The organism is Rhodococcus sp. 114MFTsu3.1, assembly GCF_000383555.1.
Taxonomy (GTDB): domain Bacteria; phylum Actinomycetota; class Actinomycetes; order Mycobacteriales; family Mycobacteriaceae; genus Rhodococcoides; species Rhodococcoides fascians_E.
This window is the reverse complement of the sequence record NZ_KB911547.1, coordinates 121,371-141,509: the sequence shown is the minus strand read 5'-3', so window position 1 is coordinate 141,509 and position 20,139 is coordinate 121,371. Positions and strand designations below refer to the sequence as shown.

Annotated in this window: 2 protein-coding genes; both read left to right on the top strand. The window is 65.6% G+C overall.

Going from position 1 to position 20,139, the window contains the following annotated elements; genetic code table 11:
* Nucleotides 1–51 precede the first annotated feature (51 nt).
* On the top strand, nucleotides 52–13,986 hold the full coding sequence (locus H292_RS0109030) for a non-ribosomal peptide synthetase (protein ID WP_020111174.1): 13,935 nt from the start codon (nucleotides 52–54) through the stop codon (nucleotides 13,984–13,986).
* A 263-nt stretch (nucleotides 13,987–14,249) separates the two neighbouring features.
* Entirely contained in the window at nucleotides 14,250–20,069 is a 5,820-nt protein-coding gene (locus H292_RS0109020; protein WP_081631857.1) for an amino acid adenylation domain-containing protein, read from the top strand.
* The last annotated feature ends 70 nt before the right edge of the window (nucleotides 20,070–20,139 follow it).

Below are 20,139 nucleotides of genomic sequence, written 5' to 3'. Positions count from 1 at the left end.
GGGATAATCGACCGGGTATTCGACGCGTGTCGTGATCAGGAGGAGAAGTAGATGGTGTCTGGTGGATCCGGTTCGCACTCGACGGCGATCGAAGATCTACCTGGGCTCGTCGACCGTGTCGTCGCGGCCGAGCCCGACAGGACCGTCGACATCGGCGGCAATGTCGTGTCCTACGGTGCCGTCCAACTGGAGCTGACGAATCTGGATGCTGCCATGGGCGGGGTTCTCGGCGCCGACGCCCTCGTTCCGCTTGCGCTGTCGACGCTCGCTCCGGGAGCCGTCGAGTCGGCCGACGGTGGTCTGGAGTCCGTCGTCGCCGCAATCGTGAGCGACGTGCGTTCGGTTCTCGGCTCGGACTCCCTACAGACGGGTGTGGGGGAACACGTCACCTTGGCCACCCGTTTCCGCGATCGCGCGGACCGCACTCCGGACTCCGTTGCCCTCGAATTCGACGGCCGGACCCTGACGTACGGCGAATTCTCCTCTCGCGTCGATCGCCTGGCTCGCCGACTCGTCGAACTGGGGGTCGGCCCCGATGTTCGAGTCGGCCTGTCCATCTCCCGCTCCGTGGACCTTGTGGTCGCGATGTACGCGATCGTCGAGGCGGGCGGAGCCTACGTCCCCATCGATCCGGGTCACCCTGCGGAGAGAATCGCCTACGTCGTCGGCATCGCCGAGCCGCTGCTCGTGCTCACCTCGTCGGGGGAGCACGTGGCGCTGCCGGACGGCATCCCGGTTCTGTCGGTAGACACCGAGCCGCTCGACGACTACTCGTCCGACCCGTTGACCGACGCCGAGCGGCCGTTCGGCCCGGCACGTCCGAGCAACACCGCCTACGTCATCTTCACCTCCGGCTCCACGGGACGACCCAAAGGTGTCGCCGTCTCGCACGAAGCAATCGTGGCGAACCTCGATTGGCGACAGGCAGCGTACCCGTTGTCCGACGCCGACGTCGTTCTGCAGAAGACACCGTTCACGTTCGACGTATCGGTGTGGGAGTTCTTCTGGCCGCTGCAGGCAGGGGCACGGTTGGTGATCGCGGCGCCGGACGGTCATCGCGACCCCGCCTACATCGCCGACACGATGCGTGCGCACGGGGTGACCACGACTCACTTCGTGCCCTCGATGTTGACGGTCTTTCTCGGCCAGTTCGACGGTTCGGACGAGCGAGACAGCCTGCCGGCACTGAAGCAGGTGTTCGCGTCCGGCGAGGCACTTCCGGCCAGCTCCGCTCGCCGGTTCCACGAGCTGTTCGACGCGGAACTGCACAACCTCTACGGCCCGACCGAGGCCGCCGTCGACGTGACCTTCCACCGGACCGACAGTGCCGACGCGGTGTCCGTTCCGATCGGATCGGCGGTGCCGCGCACCGAACTGCACGTACTCGACGAAGGCTTGAACCCGACGCCGCCCGGGGTACCGGGTGAGCTCTATCTGTCGGGTGTGCAATTGGCGCGTGGGTACCTGGGCCGCCCGGATCTGACGGCCGACCGCTTCGTCGCGAACGTGAACTCCTCGTCCGGCGAGCGGATGTACCGCACCGGCGACCTCGTGCGGTGGAACAACGACGGGGTGCTGGATTACCTCGGACGCACCGACTTCCAGGTCAAACTTCGCGGTCTGCGTATCGAGCTCGGCGAGATCGAGGCAGCGCTGCTCACGCTGGGCGAGGTTCGCCAGGCCGTGGTGGTCGTCGTCTCCGACGAGTCCGACAACGGAGTCGACGACAGATTGGTGGCGTACGTCGTCACCTCGACGGGCACGGCGGATTCCGAGCAGTTGGCGGCCGGAATTCGCGGCACGTTGCCGGACTACATGGTGCCGGCCGTGTTCGTCGCGCTCGACGAGTTTCCGCTGAACGCCAGCGGAAAGCTCGATCGTAAGGCACTTCCCGTGCCCGGCTCCGCGGACCTGGCGACCGAGTACCGCGCCCCCGATAACGACGTCGAGCGCGCGATCGTCGCCGTGTTCGAGGACGTTCTCGGTGTCGACCGAGTAGGCGTCGACGACGATTTCTTCGCTCTGGGCGGCAACTCCCTGAGCGCGACGCGCGCGGTCGCTCGCGTCAACGCGGACTCGAAGGTCAAGGTCGACGTCCGCGGTTTCTTCGACACTCCGACGGCTGCGGGACTCGCCGCGTCGGTGGAGAGTGCACTGGCGTCGGGAACATCGGCCACCTCCGTGCCCCTGACTCGGCGTGAACGCCCCGACGTCGTCCCCCTGTCGATGGCACAGCAGCGCATGTGGTTTCTCAATCGACTGGACCCGACGTCGGCCGTCGACAACATCCCCGTCGCGATCCGGTTGTCCGGCGAATTGGACAAGGATGCGCTGACCACGGCAGTCGAGGACGTGGTCCAACGCCACGAGGTGCTTCGAACGCTGTACCCCGACACCGACGGTGTGGGCCGGCAGGTCGTCGCGGACATGGGTGACCGCACTCCGGAACTCGAGACCGTCGTCGTGAGTGAGCAGACCGTTCTGGACCGAGTCGTCGAGCTGGTGTCGGCAGGCTTCGACGTGACGTCCGAGGTTCCCGTCCGGTTGACACTGTTGGAACTGGAGCCGAGCGAACACGTACTCGTCGTGGTCGCGCATCACATTGCAGCAGACGGTTTTTCGATGGTTCCGCTCACCCGGGACATCGTGTCCGCATACGTGGCACGCACAGCAGGGGCGGCGCCGGAATGGGCGCCACTCGAGGTGCAGTACGCCGATTATTCGCTGTGGCAGCGAGAGGTACTCGGATCGGACGACGATCCGAACTCGCTCATCGCCGAACAGGAACGATTCTGGATCGGCGCACTCGCCGATAGTCCGGTCCAACTCGATCTGCCCTCGGACCGACGTCGACCGGCCGTGGCGTCGGGCCGCGGCGCGAACTACTCGGCCTTCGTCGACGCCGAGATGCGGCGCAGGGTCGAGACTTTGGCCTCGGGCCGAGGCGCTACCCCGTTCATGGTGGTGCACGCCGCACTCTCGGTGTTGCTGGCGAAGCTGTCGGGCACGTCGGACATCGTGGTCGGGACCCCGGTGGCGGGACGAGGGGAGCAGGTACTCGACGAGTTGGTCGGCATGTTCGTCAACACGTTGGTGTTGCGAGCCGACGTTCAGGACCGCCGGAGCTTCACCGAGTTGTTGAATTCCGTCCGAGACACCGATCTCGACGCCTTCGCGCACGCGGACGTACCGTTCGAGCGACTCGTCGAGGTTCTGGACCCGGCTCGGTCGCAGGCCCGTCATCCGCTCTTCCAGGTTCTCCTGGTGTTCCAGAACGTCGGATCGACGGATCTTCGGCTCCCCGGTCTCACGGTGTCGGGCGTGGAGTTCGACACCGCTGTCGCGAAGACGGACCTGCAGGTGACCGTGTCCGATCATGGGGACGGGTGGTCGCTCGATCTGACCTACGCCACCGATCTCTTCGACGAAGCAACGGTCGCGGACATGGCGCGACGGTTCCTCCTCGTGCTGGACTCGGCCGTTTCGACGCCCGATCTGCCGGTGGCATCCGTGGACATCGTCGACGAGTCCGAGCGGACTCGGGTGCTGCACGAGTGGAATGCGACCGACCACGTCGTCGCCGACGTCACCCTGCTGGACGGGTTCCATCGGGCAGTAGCGGAGTCTCCGCACGCGCAGGCACTGCAGTTCGGTGACGAATCGCTGACGTACGCCGAGTTCGCCTCCCGTGTCGCTCGGCTCGCGCGGTACCTGCTCGGACGGGGCGTCGGTCCGGAAGTATTGGTCGCGGTTGCGATTCCACGCTCGCTCGACATGATGGTCGCGGTGTACGCGGCACTCGAGGCCGGCGGTGGGTACGTACCGATCGACCCGAGCCAGCCGGCCGAACGGAACCGGTACATTCTCGAGACCTCGCGTGCCTCCGTCGTACTGACGACGTCCGACGCCGATGTGGCCGGTGGAGTCGCCGAGACCGTTCGCCTCGACGGACTGGATCTGTCCGAGTTGTCGGGCGCCCCGCTGTCCGACGTCGATCGCCGAGCGCCCCGAGGCGACAACGTCGCCTACGTCGTGTTCACCTCCGGTTCGACCGGCAGGCCGAAGGGCGTCGCCGTATCGCATTCGGCCGCAGCGAACCAGACAGCGTGGTTCGCGGCCGAATACGGGATCAGCAGTCAGGACTCGGTGCTTCAGAAGACGCCGTTCACCTTCGACGTCTCGGTGTGGGAGTTGTTCGTGCCGCTCGCATCCGGGGCGCGACTCGTCGTCGCGATTCCGGACGGTCACCGTGATCCGGCCTATCTGGTGGATGTGGTCGAATCGGAGGGAATCACCGCGCTGTCCTTCGTGCCGTCGATGGTCGGTGCGTTCCTGGGAGAGTCGGTCGGCCGCGACCTCTCGGCTCTCCGCCTGATCCAACTGGCCGGGGAGGCCTTGCCGACCTCGACGGTGACCGCACTGTCGAAAGCGACCGACGCATCGGTGCACAACCTCTACGGCCCAACGGAATTCACTGTTCACGCGACGGCCCGTTCGGTCTCCGGCGCGGAAGCTCCAGCTGACGCATCCGTACCCATCGGCACCCCGGTGTGGAACACGGCTGCGTACGTACTCGACGGCAGTCTTCATCCGGTACCGGTAGGTGTCGCAGGTGAGCTGTATCTGTCCGGACGGCAGATCGCGCGCGGGTACTACGGTCGACCCGATCTGACCGCCGACCGGTTCCTCGCCGATCCGTTCGGCGGCGGGAGGATGTATCGCACCGGCGACCTCGTGCGCTGGAACCAACGAGGCGACCTCGAGTACATCGGCCGAACCGATTTCCAGGTGAAGCTGCGAGGACTGCGTATCGAACTGGGCGAGATCGACGCTGTCGCCCGTACCGTTCCCGGCGTCGCGGATGCAGTTGCCGTCGTGCGCAACGACCGGATAGCGCTCTACGTCGCGTCGCCGGCGAGCGACCGTGTGGACGCGGCCGAACTGCGAGAGACGCTACGACGTGAACTGCCGTCGTACATGGTGCCGGCCGCGATCGTCGAACTCGACGAGTTCCCGGTCAATTCCGCCGGAAAGCTGGATCGTGGAGCACTACCCGAACCGCAGGTGGAAGCGGCAGAATTCCGCGCGCCGTCGACCCCCGTCGAGGAGATCGTCGCGAGCGTGTTCGGTGAGGTGCTGGGGGCCGAACGGGTAGGAGTCGACGACGATTTCTTCGCGCTCGGCGGAAACTCGTTGATCGCCACACGAGTCGTGTCACGGCTGGGTGCTGCGCTGAACACGACGGTTCCGGTTCGACTGATGTTCGAAACCTCGACCGTCGCAGCCCTGGCGACACGAATCGAGAGCGAGGCAAGCGGTGGGGCACGGGTACCTCTCGTCCCGCGTCCGCGGCCCGATCGTGTGCCACTGTCCCTCGCGCAGCAGCGCATGTGGTTTCTCAACCGACTGGACACGGAGTCGGCGGTCAACAACATCCCGGTCGCGATCCGGTTGTCCGGCCTGCTAGACAGACATGCACTGCACGTCGCGGTCGCCGACGTACTGGCCCGCCACGAATCTCTGCGGACGGTGTACCCAGAGGTGGACGGGGTGGGCAGCCAGGAAGTCGTGCCGACCCGCGCTGTCATCCCCGACCTCGCCCCCATCCCGATAGACGCCGACGAGCTTCCGGCAGCGATCGAGGAGACCGTGCTCGCCGGTTTCGACGTCACCGGGCGAGCGCCGTTCCGCGCGAGCCTGTTCGAGGTGTCGTCGACCGAGCACGTTCTGGTGTTCGTCGTCCATCACATCGCCGCGGACGGGTACTCGCTCGGTCCGCTGACGCGAGACGTCGTCCGGGCCTACACCGCACGCGCGGCAGGGCTGGACACCGATTGGGAACCACTTGCCGTCCAGTACGCCGACTACACGCTCTGGCAGCGGGAAGTGCTCGGCTCCGAGGACGATCCGAATTCGATCATCTCCGCGCAGAAGGATTACTGGCAGAGCGCGCTCGCCGGGCTCCCTGCTCAGTTGGATCTGCCGTTCGACCGTCGCCGTCCGGCCGTGGCGAGCAATCGCGGTCGAACCCACCGATTCGAGGTCTCCGGCGAGCTTCGCGCGTCCGTGGAACGGACCGCGCAGGAGCACCGAGCCACTCCGTTCATGGTGGTGCACGCTGCGTTGTCCGTCCTGCTCGCACGACTGTCGGCAACGTCGGACATCGCCATCGGTGCGCCCATCGCCGGCCGCGGCGACGCAGCGCTGGACGACATGATCGGTATGTTCGTCAACACCCTCGTCCTGAGAACGGACGTGGATACCGCGGCATCCTTCGAGGACCTGCTCGACACGGTGCGCCGCACGGATCTCGCGGCATTCGCCAACGCCGATTTACCGTTCGAACGCCTCGTGGAGATACTCGATCCGGCTCGGTCCGCAGCGCGTCACCCACTCTTCCAGGTAGCGCTCTTCTTCCAGAATCTCGGCCGATCCTCGTTGGAGTTGCCGAATCTGTCCGTGTCGGCAGTCGACTTCGACGCCGGGATCGCCAAGTTCGATCTGCAGGTCGCGGTCAGTGAGCCGGTCGACGGCAATGGATGGTCCGTCGAATTCGCTTACGCAACCGACCTTTTCGATCCGGCGTCCGTCGAGACGCTCGAACGGCGATTCCTCCGCGTTCTCGAGCAGATCACCGACGAGCCGACGGTGATCGTCGGCGATATCGAACTGGTCGCTGCGGACGAGGCGGAGCTGCTCGTTGCCGGATGGAACGAGACCGGACGAACCGTCGACGATGCGATGCTGCTCGACCGGTTCGCCGACGCCGCGCGCGAGACACCGAACGCCGTCGCGGTGGTGTACGAGGACGACTCTCTGACGTACGGCGAATTCGCCGCGAGGGTGTACGAACTCGCGCGCGTGCTGGTGGACGCAGGCGCGGGGCCCGACGCTTTGGTCGCCATCGCGATGCGCCGATCGATCGACCTGGTCGTCGGAATGTATGCGGTGCTGCGTGCGGGCGCAGGCTTCGTCCCCATCGACCCCGATCACCCGGTGGAGCGAATCGACTACATACTCGGTGCCGCACAACCGGTCTGCGTCCTCGTGCGCGGTCGGGACCTGTTCACACCTCCCGGGGCCGTCCGAGTGATCGACGTGGACTCCGCGCCGGCCGAGTTCCGGGGCGGCAAGGACGTGGTCCTGCCGCGTTCTCGTGCGTCTGCCGAGTCCGTCGCATACGTGATCTTCACGTCCGGGTCCACCGGCCGTCCCAAGGGCGTAGCAGTGAGTCACCGCGCGATCGTGAACCAGATGGAATGGATGCAGTCCGAGTACTCGCTCGACGCGTCGGACGTGTATCTGCAGAAGACCGCGACGACGTTCGACGTCTCGCTCTGGGGATTCTTCCTTCCGCTGAGAGTGGGAGCACAACTGGTGCTCGCCACCCCCGATGGTCATCGCGACCCCCGCTACCTCGCCGAGTTGATCTCGCAGCGACACGTGACGGTCACGGACTTCGTTCCCACGATGCTGTCGGTGTTCGCATCGGCGGTAGGACGTGCGGCGCTTCGGTCCGTGCAGCAGATCTTCGTCATCGGTGAAGCTCTTCCCGGAGAAGCGGTCCGTGACTTCGCGCGAGTCTCGGACGCGCGGGTGCACAACCTGTACGGCCCCACCGAGGCGGCCGTGTCGATCACGTACGCGGACGTGACCGACACCGCGATCGGCTCGGCTGTCACCATCGGGCGACCCGAGTGGAATTCCGCTGTCTACGTGCTCGATTCACGACTCCGGCCGGTCCCGGTCGGAGTTCCGGGCGAGCTCTACCTTGCCGGCGTCCAGCTTGCGCGTGGCTACCACGGTCGAGTCGACCTGACGGTCGATCGATTCGTGGCCAATCCGTTCGTGTCCCGCTCGTCCTCGGCCAGCAGCCGGATGTACCGGACGGGCGACCTCGTGGTGTGGCAATCCGACGGCACGCTCGAGTACATCGGTCGCACCGATTTCCAGGTCAAGTTCCGTGGGCAACGTATCGAGTTGGGTGAAATCGAGGCCGCGCTCGCTGCCCACCCGCGGGTGGGCTTGTCCGCCGCTGCGGTGGTGCAGACGAACACCGGTGACCGACTCGTCGGATACGTCGTTCCTGCGTCCGCCGAGGACACCGACATCGACATCGACGAACTGCGCGATTCGCTTGCCGAGGCGCTGCCTCGCTACATGATTCCCGGTGCGATCCTCACGCTCGACGAGTTCCCGTTGAACACCTCCGGCAAGCTGGACCGGAAGGCGCTTCCCGCCCCGACGGTCCATGCCACGCAGTTCCGAGCACCTCGCACACCGATCGAGGAGATCGTCGCAGACGTCTTCGCGGACGTACTCGGTCTCGAACGGGTCGGTCTCGACGACGACTTCTTCGAATTGGGCGGCAACTCGCTCGTTGCGACTCAGCTCGTGTCCCGACTCGGAGTCGCCCTCGACAGTCGAGTTCCGGTACGCATGGTCTTCGATGCGTCTTCGGTCGAATCCCTTGCGGCACGCGTGGAGTCGGGCTCCGGCGCCCGCCCCGCTCTGACCCCCCGCCCGCGACCGGACCGCATTCCACTGTCGCCTGCGCAGCAGCGCATGTGGTTCCTGAACCGTCTGGAGCCCGAGTCGGCGGTGAACAACATCCCGGCGGCGGTGCGATTGAGCGGTGCACTCGACGTCGATGTGTTGCGTGCAGCGATCGACGATGTCGTCGCTCGTCACGAAAGTCTGCGCACGGTGTACCCGGAATCTTCCGGAACCGGAATCCAGATGGTCCTTCCTGCCACGGCTGTTCGACCGGACTTCCGGGTGGAGCAGGTCTCCGAGGCCGACGTGGTCTCTGCGGTGACCACGATCGTGTCCGAAGGATTCGACGTCACCCGGTCGGTGCCGGTTCGAATTCGGCTGCTGGACCTCGGCAATGACGAGTACGTGCTGGTCGTCGTCGCCTATCACATTGCTGCCGACGGCTTCTCGATGATGCCGTTGATCCGAGACGTGGTGACGGCCTACGTGGCGCGCGGAGCAGGCGACGAGCCGGGATGGTCGCCCCTGCCGGTGCAGTACGCGGACTACACGTTGTGGCAGCGCGAAGTACTGGGGTCCTCGGACGATCCGACGTCACCCATGGCTGCCCAGGAACGATACTGGCTCGAACGGTTGCGTGATGCTCCGGACGAGCCGGCACTACCGGTCGATCGTTCCCGTCCCGCCGTGGCCAGTGGGCGGGGTGCCGCCCACCGCTTCACCATCGACGCGAAGACGGTGGCAGCCATCGATTCCGTGGCAACCCGTGCCGGCGTGACTCCGTTCATGGTGGTGCACGGTGCGCTGGCCGTGTTGTTGTCGCGGGTGTCCGGTGAATCCGACGTGGTGGTGGGCACTCCGATCGCCGGTCGCGGTGAAGCCGAGCTCGACGACGTGATCGGAATGTTCGTCAACACGTTGGTGCTTCGAACGCCGGTGGCAGGAACCTCGACGTTCGTCGACCTGTTGAAGGTCGTCCGCGAAACGGACCTGTCTGCCTTTGCACACGCGGACGTTCCCTTCGAGCGTGTCGTCGAGGTTCTCGATCCACCGCGAGTCGGTGGACGACACCCGTTGACCCAGGTGCTGCTCACGTTCCAGAACTTCGCATCCACCTCGTTCTCGCTACCCGGTCTGAAGGCATCGTCGATCGACTTCGACGCCGCGGTGGCCAAGATGGACCTTCAGGTAACTGTCGGGGAGCCCACTGCAGGCCTCGACGGCGCACCGGTCCGTGAGGCCGAAATCGTCTACGCCACCGACTTGTTCGACGCGTCGACGATCGAACTACTCACCGCGCAGTTCGTCACGGTGCTCGGTGCGGTCGCGGCTGATCCTTCGGTCGTCGTCGGTGATATCGACCTCGTCGACGACGCGGAGCGAAGCCGATTGCTGGTGGAGCTGAACTCGACCGATCACGATCTGGATCCGTCGGCGACGCTGGTCTCGATGTTCGAGTCACGCGTGTCGATCTCGCCGAATGCAGTGGCGTTGACCTACGAAGGCGAGGCCGTCGCATACGGAGAACTCGACTCGCGTGCCAACCGCCTCGCGCGGTACCTCGTCGAGCGCGGCGTCGGTCCGGGCGGAACGGTGGCAGTAGCGGTCGGCCGGTCGATCGAGCTCATGGTCGGCGTCTACGCGGTGCTGAAGGCAGGGGCCGCGTACGTTCCGGTCGATCCGTCGCAGCCGACCGAGCGAATCTCCTACATCCTCGACGCTGCGGCCACCGCGCTGACCCTGACGACGACGCGTGATCGCGGAGAACTCGCGGGCGACGACGTGGTCGTGCTGGACGACGTGGACACGACCGTCCACCCCGACCGTCCCCTCACCGACGCCGAGCGCACGGGAGCACTCACGCCTCGGGATCCCGCGTACGTTCTGTTCACCTCCGGTTCCACCGGAAAGCCCAAGGGCGTCGTCGTCGAGCACCGTTCGATCGTCAACCGTCTGGTGTGGATGCAGGACGAGTACGAGCTGACGGTGGACGACACCGTGGTGCAGAAGACGCCGACGACGTTCGACGTGTCCGTGTGGGAACTGTTCTGGCCGTTGCAGATCGGCGCTCGACTGGTGATCGCACGGCCGGACGGGCACCGTGATCCGAAGTACGTCGCAGAGCTGATCGCCGCGGAACGCGTGAGCGTGGCGCACTTCGTTCCGTCGATGCTCGGGGTGTTCGCCGCCGAGCCGTCTGCGGCGTCGGACAGGTCTCTGCGGATCGTGTTCTCGTCAGGTGAAGCCTTGCCGACGTCGACGGCGCGTGCTCTCGCCGAGGTTCTTCCGTCCACCCGATTGGTGAACCTGTACGGACCGACGGAAGCGGCTGTCGACGTCACCTTCCACGAGGTCTCCGAAGCTGATATCGCCGCCGTCCCGATCGGTCGACCGGTCCACAACACGCAGGTGTACGTTCTCGACGCGCGACTGAACGCGGTCGGCGTCGGCGCGGTCGGCGAGTTGTATCTCGGTGGCGTGCAACTGGCGCGCGGATACTCGTCCCGCCCCGATCTCACCGCGGACCGATTCGTCGCGAACCCGTTCGGCGTCGACGGCGCGCGGCTCTACCGCACCGGCGACCTCGTGCGGTGGAACTCCGCCGGCGAGATCGAGTACATCGGACGGTCGGACTTCCAGGTCAAACTGCGCGGATTGCGCATCGAACTCGGAGAGATCGAATCCTCTGTGCTGCAATCGGATTCGGCTGGACAGGCGGTCGTTCTGGTCCGTGGTGACCGGCTGGTCGCCTACGTCGTTCCCGCAGCAGGTCGAGTCGTCGACGTGGACGCGATCCGGCGCACCGTCGCGGAGTCGCTGCCCGAGTACATGGTGCCCGCGGCGTTCGTCGTGCTCGACGAGTTCCCCCTCGGCTCAGCGGGCAAGCTCGACCGCAAGGCGCTGCCGGACCCGGCGCCCCAGCTGTCGGAGTTCCGTGAACCGACGTCCGAGGCTCAGGTCACGGTTGCCAGTGTCTTCACCGAGGTCCTGGGGCTCGAACGGGTCGGTCTCGACGACAACTTCTTCGACCTCGGCGGCAACTCGCTCATCGCTACCCAGGTCGTGTCCCGCGTCGGCGCGGCGCTCGATGCGTCGATTCCGGTCAGAACACTGTTCGATTTCTCGACGGTCGAATCCTTCGCCGCCGCAGTCGAGAGTCTGGCCGGCACGGGTAGCCGGGCACCTCTGGTCGCGACCGAGCGTCCGGCGAGGCTGCCGCTGTCGCTGGCGCAGCAGCGGATGTGGGTGCTGAGCACCATCGACCCGGAGTCGAGCGCGTACAACATCCCCCTCGCGGTGCGTTTGACCGGCGAGCTGAACCAGGATGCGCTCGCCGCGGCGATCGGCGATGTCGTCGCTCGCCACGAAACGCTGCGTACGACCTACCCGTCGGACACCGACGGTCCGGAGCAGAAGATCCTGTCACCGCAGGAGGTCGTGTTCGACCTGCGTCCCACAGTCGTCGACGGTGAAGAAGAGGCGTTCGAGGCAGTCGCCCAGCTGGTTCTCGGAGGATTCGACGTCGCGGCGACGGTACCGGTTCGTGTGGGGTTGGTTCAGCTGAGCCCGACCGAGCACGTGCTTGCCCTCGTCGTCCATCACATCTCCGCCGACGGCGCCTCGATTGCGCCGCTCGCCCGGGATGTCATGGTGGCCTACTCGGCCCGGACGCAGGGCACCCCACCGATGTGGACTGCGCTCCCCGTGCAGTACGCGGACTTCGCACTGTGGCAACGCCAGGTGCTCGGCGACACGACCGTTGGGGGATCGCCGGCGTCGACACAGCTCGACTACTGGAAGCAGACCCTCTCGGGAATTCCGGAGGCTGTCGATCTACCGACCGACCGTCCGCGTCCGCCGACCCAGTCGATGCGAGGGCACTCGACGCAGTTCCATGTCGACCCCGCGGCGCAAGCAGGATTGATCGACTTCGCGCGCGATCGTGGCACCTCGCTGTTCATGATCGTGCACGCTGGTCTGGCTGTTCTTCTCGGCCGTCTCAGCGGCAGCAGCGACATCGTCGTCGGAACCCCGGTGGCGGGACGCGGAGCCGCCGAACTCGACGATCTCGTGGGCATGTTCGTCAACACCCTCGCGCTGCGCACCCACGTCGACTTCGGTGGAACGTTCTCCGGTCTGGTCGACGACGTGCGGACGGTCGACCTCGGTGCATTCGGCAACGCCGACCTGCCGTTCGAGGAGATCGTCGACGCCGTCGTCCCCGCACGGTCTCAGGCACGCCACCCGATCTTCCAGGTTGCCTTGTCGTTCCAAAATCTCGAACGGGTGAAGTTGGAACTGCCGGGACTCTCGGTGGAAGGCCTGGAAGCGGGGGAGCTCGGCGCGAAGTTCGACCTGCAGTTCACCGTCGAGTCCAGGATGGACGACGCCGGCGAACCTGCCGGACTGTTCGGCTCGCTGCTGTACGCCACCGACCTGTTCGACGAGCAGACTGCGGCGTCGTTCGCAGACCGGCTGACGCGCATCCTCAAGGCTGTCGCGTCGGATCCGTTCGTGATCGTCGGTGATATCGAGATCATGTCCGACGAGGAAAGAGCTCGAACCGACGCGCAGACGACCTCGGCTGGGGCGAACGACGCCACGGCCGTCGCCGTCGAACGGTCGCTGCCGCAGGTGATCGGATCCGTGGTCGAGCTCGATCCGGAGGCTCCCGCGGTCGTGGACAACGGTGACGAGATGCCCTACATCGACATCGAAGGACGGTCGTCCGCGCTGGCGCGTGTCCTGGTCGACCGCGGTGTCGGGCCCGGTGATCGCGTGGTCGTCGACGTCGCGATGTCGGTGGACTGGGTAGTGACCGTGCTTGCGGTCGTGTTCGCGGGTGCCGCCGTGGTGGTGTCGGAGGCGGACACACCCGCTTCGGTACTCGGCACGAGCGCGGATGCGACGTGGGTGATCGGCACCTCGGCGTCGGACATGGCAGTGTCCCAGAAGAGTGACGGTGCGCAGCTCGTTGCGCTCGACGATTCCGCAGTGTCCGAGGCCGTGCAGTCCGCATCGCGTCGACCGATTGCGTACTCTGCGCGCACTCGACTGCTCGCCGTCGACGACGCGGCTGTCGTCGTGGTCGACGATCGAGCGACCGAGCCGTTCGTGATCGCCCAGAGTGAGTTGGTGGCGTCGTTGCTCGCCGCGGATGCACGACTGTCGATGACGTTCGAGTCACGGGTGCTCGCGGATGTCGCTGCGGGACCGCTCTGGCATCTGTCCACGCTGCTGTCGTCCGCTCTCGTCGGAGCGGCGTGGGTGGTACCTGCGGCCGACGTCTCGCTGAGCGATGCGGTCCTGGACGACTGGGTCACGCATGCGTTCGTCACCGCGGATCGAGTCGAGGAGCTGGCCGAGGAAGAGTCCGAGGACCTCCAGTTCGTCGTTCTCGTCGACGCACCGACAGAGAACGAAACCTCGGCCCGTGCGATCGGAGAGGCTCGGGTGACTGCAGGCGAACGAGCTTTCGGGCGCCACTAGGGAGCGGTCTCGGCCCGGCCGGGCGGACCTTACCGCGCAGTAACGTCGTCCGCTCGGCAATCGATGAACGGTGGGGTACGCAATCTGCGGTGCCGAGTGCATCGAACCACCTGTAGTTCGCATACCGGTGTGGATGTAACCGAGCTTCGGCCCCAGGGCCGAGCGTCGATCGAAGGGGCGAAACGGAACGTGTACGTGCAGTCAGCAAAAATGGACATCGTGTACTGCATGGACTGCACCGGCTACCGCACGGACCGCGACGTATGAACGACGACCGACCCTCGGATGTCAACCGTGCACGGTCGACGCGCAGACCCAGGCCTCCACGACCCCGCAGGGTACGGAACACGTCTCCGCTGCTGCCTCAGTTGCTCGCGGCGGCCGTCGAACTGGACCCGTCGCACACCGCGTTGGTAGCAGGAGACATCGAGCTGTCCTACGCCGAGCTCGATCGTCGATCGTCCCGGATCGCGCGCGTGCTGATCTCGTCCGGAATCGGGCCGGAATCGGTCGTCGCGATCGGGATGACTCGATCGATCGAATCGGTGCTGTCGGTGTGGTCCGTCGCCAAGACCGGAGCCGCGTTCCTACCCGTCGACCCCACGTATCCAGCGGACCGAGTGCAGCACATGATCTCGGACTCCGGCGCGCGAGTCGGCCTGACCACCAGCAAATTTCGGGACTCTCTGCCCGACGAGTGTGTGTGGACGGTCCTCGACGACGCAAGATTCCAGACCGAACTGGACCGCGTCTCCGACGAGCGAATCTCGGTGTCGGATCGGACCGCAGTACTCCGTAGCGACAATCCGGCGTACCTGATCTACACGTCGGGCTCGACGGGTCTGCCCAAGGGCGTCGTCGTGACCCATCGTGGACTCGCCGACCTCACGGCAGCTCAGAAGGCCGATTACGGGCTCACCAGCCAGGCACGCACACTGCACTTCGCATCACCGAGCTTCGACGCGTCGGTGCTGGAACTGTCGATGGCCGTTGCCGCCGGTTCCACGATGGTCGTGGCACCGACCGACATCTACGGTGGAGCGGAACTGGGTGCCTTCCTACGGCGGAACCGCATCACCCACGCGTTCGTCACACCCGCAGCCCTGGCGTCGGTGGAACCGGTCGACCTGGACGACTTGGTGGCCGTCGTGGTCGGCGGTGAAAGTTGTCCACCCGAACTCGTCGAGGCGTGGGCGCCCGGCCGCTCCTTCTTCAACGCGTACGGGCCGACCGAATCCACCGTCGCCAGCACCATCTCGCCGGCACTGAGGCCCGGAGATCCCGTGGTCATCGGTAAGGCGATCGTCGGTACGACAGCGCACGTTCTGGATCGCCGGCTGCGCCCCGTTCCTACCGGCGTCGCCGGTGAGCTGTATCTGGACGGCGCCGGTCTGGCGCGCGGGTACGAGTCACGTCCGGGCTTGACCTCGTCTCGCTTCGTCGCGAATCCGTCGGCCGATCAGGGAACACGGATGTACCGAACGGGGGACGTCGTTCGTGTCACGGCCTCCGGTGCTCTCGAATATCTCGCGCGGAACGACTTCCAGGTCAAGGTCCGCGGGTTCCGTATCGAACTCGGCGAGATCGACACCGCGTTGTGCTCGCACGACGCCGTGGCGTTCGCGGTGACCGTCGGAGTTCCTGGACCGACCGGAGACACTGCGCTCGTCTCCTACGTCCGTCCGGTCGTAGGCCACGAGATCGATGCCGCCGAGCTCACGGCATTCGCCGGCGGTGTGCTGCCCAAACACATGGTGCCCGCGTCGATCATGCAGATCGACACCGTTCCGCTCACCCCGTCGGGCAAGCTCGACCGTGACGCGCTTCCCGAACCGGTGTTCGCGAGTCGTGAATATCGTTCTCCCGAAACGGCGTCCGAGCGCGCGGTGGCAGCGGTGTTCTCGACGATTCTCGGGATCGAACAGGTCGGGCTCGACGACGACTTCTTCGAACTGGGCGGCAATTCCCTGTCCGCGACCAGACTCGCGGCGAGAATCGGCGCTGCCACGGACGTCAACATCGCTGCAGGTGAGGTGTTCCAGGATTCCACGGTCGCCGGCCTGGCTCGGGCTGTGGACGCAAAGGCAGGAGCTGCTCGCCGCATCGCGTTGGGAGAGCTGCCGCGTCCTGATCGTATTCCGGTTTCGTTGGCGCAGCAGCGCATGTGGTTCTTGAATCGGTTCGACGCGGAATCTGCCGCGTACAACATTCCCGTCGCGATCCGGTTGTCCGGCGCTCTGGACGTCGATGCGTTACGGGCTGCGATCGACGACGTGGTGGGACGGCACGAGCCGTTACGGACGTTGTATCCCGAGGACGAGTCGGGGCCGGTGCAGAAGATTCTGCCCGCCGCCCAGGCAGGTGTCGATCTCGAGGTCGTCGATGTCGATCCTGGTGAGATCGTGTCTGTAGTGCGAGCATTGGCGGCCACATCCTTCGATGTCACCGCCCAGGTGCCGGTTCGGGTGCGGTTGTACCGGTTGTCGGAGACCGAGTACGTGTTGGCGTTGGTGGTTCAGCACATCTCCGCCGACGGTGGATCGATGGGTCCGTTGACCCGCGATGTGATGGTTGCGTACGGTGCCCGGTCTGCCGGTGGGGTTCCGGGGTGGGCGCCGCTGGAGGTTCAATACGCAGATTTCGCGATCTGGCAGCGTGAAGTTCTCGGTTCCGAAGACGATCCGAGATCGATTGCGTTCGAACAGTTGTCGTTCTGGAAGCAGGAGCTCGCCGGGCTTCCGGATCAGCTGGAGTTGCCGACGGATCGGCCGCGACCTGCTGTGCAGTCCTTTGCCGGCGGGAAGATCGATTTCTCGATGAACGCCTCGGTCCAGGAGTCGTTGTCGGCGGCGGCACGGTCGAGCAACGCGACGTTGTTCATGGCGGTGCACGCAGCGTGGGCGAGTGTGTTGGCGCGGCTGTCCGGTTCGGTGGACATCGCAGTCGGGTCGCCGATCGCAGGTCGCGGTGAAGCTGCCTTGGACGATCTGATCGGAATGTTCGCGAACACGTTGGTCTTTCGGACCGAGGTGGATCCGTCGGCGAGCTTCGAGCGGACGTTGGCTGCTGTGCGCGAGGTGGACGTGCGTGCACTGGCGCACGCGGACGTTCCGTTCGAGCGGCTCGTCGAGGTGCTCAACCCCGCGCGGTCCACTGCACGTCATCCGCTGTTCCAGGTCGGTCTGTCGTTTCAGAACATCGAGAAGGCGGTGCTCGAACTGCCAGGGCTGTCGGTGTCCGCGGTCGATGCGGACGCCGAGGTCGCGCAGTTCGATCTGCATCTGATCGTCTCCGACCAGTACGACGAGGACGGTAATGCGACAGGGATGGGCGCCACCCTGAAGTACGCGACGGCGTTGTTCGACGAGGACACCGCCCGGTCGATCGTGGATCGGTTCGTCGCGTTCGTGACTGCGGTGGCGTCGGACCCCTCCGTCGTCGTGGGTGATGTGGACATCATGGGCGCGAGTGAGCGCGAGCTCACGGTGGTGACGTGGAACGAGACGGCGCACGAGATCGATTCGGGGGCGACTCTGGTGGCCGCTGTCGACTCGGCAGTGTCCGGTCGTCAGGATGCGATCGCGTTGACGTTCGGGGATCGATCGTGGTCCTACCGGGAGTTCGACGAACGCGTGAACCGTCTTGCTCGATATTTGATTTCGTGTGGTGTCGGGCCCGAATCCACGGTCGCGGTCGCCATCCGGCGGTCGGAGGTGATGGTGTGGGCGATGTTCGCGGTGGTCAAGGCGGGCGGTGCGTACGTGCCCGTCGATCCGGATCAACCCGCGGACCGTGTCGGATACATCGTCGGGTCCGCCGCGCCCGTGGTGGTGTTGATCGCCGGTGGAGACGGTGCCGAGTTCGCCGGCGCGTCGATTCCGGCCGGGCAGCGGGTCGTCGACATCGAGGATCTGGACCTCGGCGGCGTCGACGGTACGGCGGTGACGGATGAAGATCGGGCGGTGCCGTTGCGCCCGGACAACACCGCGTACGTGATCTTCACGTCCGGCTCGACCGGTCGCCCCAAGGGGGTCGCGGTGTCGCATCGTTCGGTGATCAATCAGCTCGAATGGATGCGCGCCGAGTACGAATTGGACGAGTCCGACGTCTTCCTGCTCAAGACTGCTGCGACGTTCGACCTGTCGGTGTGGGAGTTGTGGTCGTGGGTGGTCGTGGGTGGTCGCCTGGTGATCGCCACTGCGGACGGGCACCGCGATCCGGTGTATCTGTCGACGCTCGTGCAGCACGAAGCAGTGACGACATTGCACGTCGTGCCATCGGTGCTCGCGGCGATGGTGGAGGCATCGGGTGGGGCGTTGCCGTCGTCGATTCGTCGGGTACTGGCCATCGGTGAGGCGTTGCCTGCGTCGACTGCGCGGACGGTGCTCGGCGGCGGAAACCTCCGCCTCGACAATGTGTACGGTCCTACCGAGGCCGCGGTGTCGGTCACGTCGATCCAGCTCGAGCTTCCGATCGACTCCGTCGTACCGATCGGCCGGCCGGAGTGGAATTGTCGTGTGGCCGTGTTGGATTCGCGTCTGCATCCGGTTCCTGTCGGCGTCGTGGGCGAGCTGTACCTGTCCGGAGTGCAATTGGCTCGGGGATATCAGGGTCGGTTCGACCTGACCGCGGATCGGTTCGTCGCCGACCCTGCCGGGAGTGGTGAGAGGATGTACCGCACCGGTGATCTGGTCCGGTGGCGAGCCGACGGAGTACTCGACTACATCGGACGCAGTGACTTCCAGGTCAAGATCCGTGGATTTCGAATCGAACTGGGCGAGATCGAGTCCGTGGTCGCCGGTGTGCCCGGAGTTCGTGACGTCGCCGTTCTGGCGCGGTCGGACGAGCGGCTGGGGGACCGCCTGGTCGCGTACGTCGTGGGATCGTCGGGTGACGTCGATCCAGGTGCGGTGAAAGCGGCGGTGGCCGAACGGCTTCCGTCGTACATGATCCCGGCCGCGTTCGTCGTGCTGGACGAGTTGCCTCGGAACGTCAACGGAAAGCTCGACCGTGCTGCGTTGCCCGAGCCCGAGATGGAGGTGCGGGAGTTCCGTGCACCGACATCGCCGACAGCGCAGACGGTGGCCGACGTGTTCGCGGACGTGCTCGGAGTCGAGCAGGTCGGCCTCGACGACGACTTCTTCGAACTGGGTGGCAATTCGTTGGTGGCCACCCAGATCGTGGCTAGGTTGAGCACGGCGGTCGGCTTCCAGGTCCCGTTGCTGTGGATGTTCTCGGGATCGACCGTCGACGCGTTGGCGCGCAGAATCGACGAAGGACCTGCGGTCACGGACGCCCGGACAGCATTGGACGTCGTGTTGCCGATACGACCCTCGTCGTCCGGTCGTCGACTGTGGTGTTTCCATCCGATAGTGGGCGTGTCGTGGTCGTTCGGAGGGTTGGCGCAGACGCTGGCGTCCGACATCGGCATCACCGCACTGCAGTCACCGGCACTGACGGAGCCCGAGTGGGCTCCGAGATCCATAGCGGACTGGGCCGACAGGTACGTCGACGAAATTCGACGCGTTCAACCGGAGGGTCCGTACGAACTCCTGGGATGGTCGCTCGGGGGTGTCCTGGCTCATGCCGTCGCAGTGCGGTTGCAGAAACAGGGGAGCACCGTTCGACTTCTGGCGATGATGGACAGCGCGCTGGGCGGATCGGAGGAAGCAGCCGACGTCGCCGCGCGTGCCACCCCCGTGACGATGTCGCACCTGTTCGGCGCACTCTTACCGGATGCCACGTTCGACGGTTCGGACGTCACCGCGGAGTCCATAGCTGCCGCCGTTGCCACTCTCCCCGCTCCGTTCTCCGAGATCTCGGCGGAGCGAATAGCCGACGTGGTCTCCGGCGCAGAGGAGGCACGCTCCCTGCTGGCCGGGCACGTGCCCGAGGTCTTCGACGGTGACGTGGTGTACTTCACCGCCGGAGTAGACGATCCGACGGGCAGAGTCGGCGCAGATGGATGGCAACCCTTCCTCACCGGTCGGGTGGACAATCAGGTGGTCGAAGAAACTCACTGGAGAATGGCATCTGCTCGCGCATTGGCCATTGTCTCGAAAGTGGTGAACTCGTCGAAATAGTGCATAACAATCGAAAGTATTGTTATGCACTTTTCGATTCGACTTCGATCCTGTTATTTCGGACATTCGA